At 70.9% G+C, this 3,909-nt stretch carries 5 protein-coding genes and 1 pseudogene; 2 read left to right on the top strand and 4 right to left on the bottom strand.

Annotation, left to right across the window (positions count from 1 at the left end; genetic code table 11):
* Positions 1-517, bottom strand: a pseudogene (locus tag CSW58_RS12000) (sensor histidine kinase); the annotation flags it as partial.
* Between the two features lie 169 nt (positions 518-686).
* Between CSW58_RS12000 and CSW58_RS12005 the strand changes: the two are divergent.
* The gene (locus CSW58_RS12005; RefSeq protein ID WP_099447440.1) at positions 687-1,097 is read left to right on the top strand and encodes a hypothetical protein; all 411 of its coding nucleotides are present in this window, start codon (positions 687-689) and stop codon (positions 1,095-1,097) included.
* Positions 1,098-1,213: 116 nt separating this feature from the next.
* Positions 1,214-2,026: a sensor histidine kinase KdpD gene (locus tag CSW58_RS12010; RefSeq protein ID WP_099447441.1), complete on the top strand. Its 813-nt coding sequence runs from the start codon at positions 1,214-1,216 to the stop codon at positions 2,024-2,026.
* A 15-nt stretch (positions 2,027-2,041) separates the two neighbouring features.
* Here CSW58_RS12010 and CSW58_RS12015 read toward each other — a convergent pair whose 3' ends face one another.
* The 3 genes from CSW58_RS12015 to CSW58_RS12025 all read right to left on the bottom strand — a co-directional run.
* Entirely contained in the window at positions 2,042-2,341 is a 300-nt protein-coding gene (locus CSW58_RS12015; protein WP_099447442.1) for a hypothetical protein, read from the bottom strand.
* Positions 2,342-2,420: 79 nt separating this feature from the next.
* Positions 2,421-3,494, bottom strand: coding sequence for a HAMP domain-containing sensor histidine kinase (locus tag CSW58_RS12020; protein ID WP_143755194.1), 1,074 nt, complete (start codon positions 3,492-3,494; stop codon positions 2,421-2,423).
* On the bottom strand, positions 3,491-3,909 hold a 419-nt coding region (locus CSW58_RS12025; RefSeq protein ID WP_304441650.1), incomplete at its 5' end, for a CHASE4 domain-containing protein. The genes CSW58_RS12020 and CSW58_RS12025, both read right to left, overlap by 4 nt.

Genomic DNA, 3,909 nt, shown 5'->3' on the forward strand with positions numbered 1-3,909 from the left:
CGGCCAGGCCCATGCCGGTGGTGCAGACGGCCAGGAAGCCGAGGATGAAGGCCACGGGGCCGACCGGCGCGGCGGGCGTCAGGCCCGACAGCTGGGCCAGGGCCGCCACCGAGCCGCCGATCAGCGACAGGGCGGCGCCCTCGGCCAGGCGGCGCGGCGAGGACAGGGTCGAGGCGGCGGCCACCGGGGCCAGACACCAGGCGCTCATCGCGCCGGAGACCCCGCCGGTCAGCACGGCCGCGGCCGCCCCGCCGACCGCCCACAGCACCAGCAGCAGGGACTGGACGCGGTCGTCCTGGGTGCGTCCCAGCAGGAGCGAGGCCAGGGCCGGCAAGGCTCCGGCCGCCAGGGCCGCCCAGTTGGCCCAGCCGACGACGCCCGGCGCGAAGGCCGTCGCGCCCGCCGCCAGGGCGACCGCCGCCAGCCAGCCCAACCGCCAGACGCGCGCCGGACCGGGGGCCGGCGCGACGGGCGCGGGCCTCTGGAACGGATTCACGGGCGGGTCGTCATCGAACATCAAGGGCGCGGGTTCCACGGTCGGATCATGCGACGAGTCAAAACCTTAACGCGCCCGAGCCCCGGGCTCCAGACCGCGCACGTCTGGGGCGATCCTCCAGGCCGAAGCTTCCTGTGGACAGCGCCGCGCGGAGGCGTCTCTATAGACCAATCCCCGGTAGAGTGGAACGATGCATCCCGCCATCCTCCTCGCCCTCGCGCCCGCCCTGTCGGCTGCCGCCGTCCAGGCCCAGATGCCGAAGGCGCCGCACGCCCAACTACCGGCCTCATACGACACGACCGTGGTCGCTCATTGCGAGCGAGGCGACGTCTCCCTGACCCTGAGGTCCACCGCCAAGGGGGTCACGGCCGTGCGCTTCGAGGCCGACGGCCGGGTCCGTGACCAGGTGCGCGATCGGATCACGGCGGAACTGGCGGGCGTTCTGAGCCTGGCCACCCTGCAGATTTCCTGCGGATCGGCGGTGGGCGAGACCGACTATGTCTGGGTGTACGGGTTCGAAGCGCGGACGCCCGGGGCCCCCGCCGCCCTGGCCAGTACGCACCTCTATATCAACGGCCCCCTCGTCACGGCGGTGCGTTAGCCGGCGTCGGCGCATCCTGTGGACGGAAACGGATTCGTAAGCGCCTTGGCTCACAGTGGCTCCCATGCCCATACGGACAGAAGGTCCGGGAGTAGTAGCATGGCCCAGTCGGCCCCATGGATCTGTCCTTCTTCGTCGAGAAGGCCCGCGAGACCGCGGTTCACGAAGGCGACCTGTCGTCGCAGACCTCGACCTTTCGCCGCGCCGCCGCCCGGGTGCGGCGCAAGGCCGCCCTGGACGACCAGAAACGCTCGTTCCTGCGCATGGTCAGCCACGAACTGCGCACCCCGCTCAATGCGGTGATCGGCTTTTCCGAGATCCTGTCCTGCGAGCTCTACGGGCCGCTGGGCGCGCCGCAGTACAAGGAATACGCCCTGCTGGTGCACGAGAGCGGCCTCAAGCTGCTCAAGCTGGTCAACCAGATCATCGAGATCGCCCGGCTGGAGGGTCATGTCACCGATCTGGACATCGGCGCCGCCAGCCTGAGCGAAGCGGTCGAGGCGGTGATCGAGCAGCTTAAGCCCGAGGCCGCCGCCCGCAATATCCGCGTCGTCGCCCCGGACCTGGGCCGCCTGCCCGAGGTCATCGCCGACGGCCGCGGCCTGCGCACCATCCTGCAGAACCTGGTGCAGAACGCCATTCTTCACTCGCGGCCCGACGGCCTGGTGGTGATCGACGCGGCCCCGGCCAGCGACGGCCTGGTCGAACTGTCGGTGCGCGACCATGGGGCCGGGGTCGAATCCGGCGAGCTGGCGCGGCTGGTCCGTCCGTTCGAGCAGGGCGGCACGGCCCTGACCCGCACCAGCGAGGGCGCGGGCCTGGGCCTGCCGATCGTCGACCTTCTGGCCCGGGCCATGGGCGGGGCCCTGCGGCTGAAGTCCTCGCCGGGCAAGGGCTTCACCGCCACCGTGACCCTGCGGGCCGGCTAGGCCGCCGCGATCTCTTTACTGGGCCGGCGCCACGCGCTGGGCGGCGTCGCCGACGCTCTGCGAGGCGTTCTCGGCCGACTTGGCGACACTTGAGGCCGCGTCCGACACCGCCTCGGTGCGCAGGGCGTCGTTGCGGCTGACATTCATGTAGAACAGGCCGGCGACGACGATGAGCGCCACCACGGCCAGGGCGATCATGATCCCGCCCATGCCGCCGCCTTCCCGCACGATCGTGGTGGTCCCGGTCTCGGGACCCCGTTCGATCACCCGTTCCTGGGTTACGCCGTCGGTGCGTTCGGTGACACGTTCGTTCATGGTCAGTCCTCCATCTGGTGGAGGGCTTAACGAGCGGGGGGGCGAGCGTTCCGCCGATGACGGCCGGCTCTCGCCGGGCTCAACCCTGGCGCCGCCCCCCCAGTCGGGAATGGGGCGGCGGCAACAGCGTGGCGTCGGTCCGCTGCAGCGGCAGTTCGAACTGGAACATGGACCCCTCGCCCAGCCGGCTCTCCACCCGGACCACCCCGCCCATCAACTCCACCAACTCCCGGGTAATCGCCAGGCCAAGGCCAGTGCCGGCGAACCGCCGCGTGCTGGAGGCGTCGACCTGCTGGAACTTGTCGAACAGCCGCAGCAGATCCTCAGGCGCGATGCCGATCCCTGTGTCGCGCACAGAGAAGCACAGGCCCGACGGACTGGCCTCGACATGGACGCTGACCCACCCCGCGTCCGAGAACTTCACGGCGTTCGAGACCAGATTGCTCAGCACCTGACGCAGCCGCGCGCCGTCGGCGATCCAGGCGCCCTCGACCTCCGGCGCGACCTCGACCCTGATCGACAGGCCCTTCTGGGCGGCCATGCCCTCGAAGGCCGCGCCGGTGCTCTTGACCAGCAGGGCGATATCGATCGGCGACTGCGCCAGTTCGAACTTGCCCGCCTCCATCCGCGCCAGATCCAGCAGGTCGTTGAGCAGGGCCAGCAGCGCCTGGCCCGAATCCATGATGATCGCCATGCGCTCGCGCTGGCGGTCGGAGAGCTCGTCGATGGCCATCAACTGGGCCATGCCCAGCACCCCGTTGAGCGGCGTGCGGATCTCATGGCTGATATTGGCGAGGAATTGCGACTTGGCCTGATTGGCGGCCTGGGCCTCGTCCCGGGCCTTGGTCAGGTCACGCTCATTGCGCTCCATGCGCGCCAGGGCCCCGCTGACCCGGATCATCAGCACGGTGGCCGCGGCGATCAGGATCGCCAGTCCCGCCAGGATCTCGGGCGCCGCGCGGCCCAGGATGCCCATGCCCGGCCGGCTGGCTCGGGTCGCGATCACCCCCAGCACCTTGCCGCCCGGATCGGTCACCAGCGCCTCGGCGGTGGCGCCGCGGCCGTCGCCCTGGGCGATCGTCAGGTCGTGGACGCCGAGGTCCGCCTCGATCCCGCGCAGGAAGACCGGGCCGATCAGGCGCGCCGAGATCACCACCGCCTCGGGTCGGCAAACCGCTCCGACACCGGCCGCGTCTCGGCGGTGGGATCGGCCGCGGCGACCAGGTAGAGGACGCCGCCGGACGCCAGGACGCCCCGGGCCGTGGACTGGCCCTCGAGATTGACCTTTCCCGACCGTCGCTTCGGGCCGACGGAGGCCAGGACCGCCGCCTCGATCGGGGCGAAGTCGCGAGGGATGGCGCCCAGGGCGTCATTGGCCACCCGGACCCCGTCCCGCGACGCGTAGGTCACCGTCCCATGTCGCACGACATAGGTCAGGTCATGATCGAAATAGCGGTGAAAGTACTCGGCCAGATTCAGGTCGGCCCAGGCCATGTCCGGTCGCGCGCCCAAGGCCACCCAGGCTTCGTCCCAGACCGTGGCCGAGGCGACTTCACCGACCATGCGCA

The organism is Caulobacter sp. B11 (assembly GCF_002737765.1).
GTDB lineage: Bacteria > Pseudomonadota > Alphaproteobacteria > Caulobacterales > Caulobacteraceae > Caulobacter.